Annotated in this window: 1 protein-coding gene; it reads left to right on the top strand. The window is 63.7% G+C overall.

What is annotated here, in order from left to right:
• Positions 1-391, top strand: a 391-nt coding sequence (locus V7773_RS30275) for an AMP-binding protein (protein ID WP_336076506.1), incomplete at both ends; no start/stop codon positions are given.

The following is a 391-nucleotide window of genomic DNA, read 5'->3' as shown; positions in this document are numbered from 1 at the left end:
ACGGGTCACGACCTTACACTTCGTACCGTCGATGCTGCGAGCCTTTGTCGAAGAGCCGAGCTTGGTCGATTGCCAGAGCCTGCGCCAAGTGTTCGCCAGTGGTGAAGCCTTGCCGGTTGACCTGGTGCGACGCTTCATGGGCCTGCACCCGGCGGCGCTGGTCAACCTGTACGGCCCGACCGAAGCGGCCATCGACGTCTCGGTCTGGCGTTGCTCGGTGGACGATGTGATCGTGCCGATCGGCAAGCCCATCGCCAACCTGCGCTTGTACATCCTCGACGAGGCCATGCAGCCATTGCCGATTGGCAGCATCGGCGAGCTGTACATCGGCGGCGTCGGTGTGGCCCGGGGTTACCTGAAACGCCCGGACCTGACCGAGGAACGCTTCCTT

The organism is Pseudomonas sp. 3JA, assembly GCF_036961705.1.
Taxonomy (GTDB): domain Bacteria; phylum Pseudomonadota; class Gammaproteobacteria; order Pseudomonadales; family Pseudomonadaceae; genus Aquipseudomonas; species Aquipseudomonas fluorescens_Q.
The sequence above is the reverse complement of the archived record's forward strand: the minus strand, read 5'-3'. Positions and strand labels throughout refer to the sequence as shown.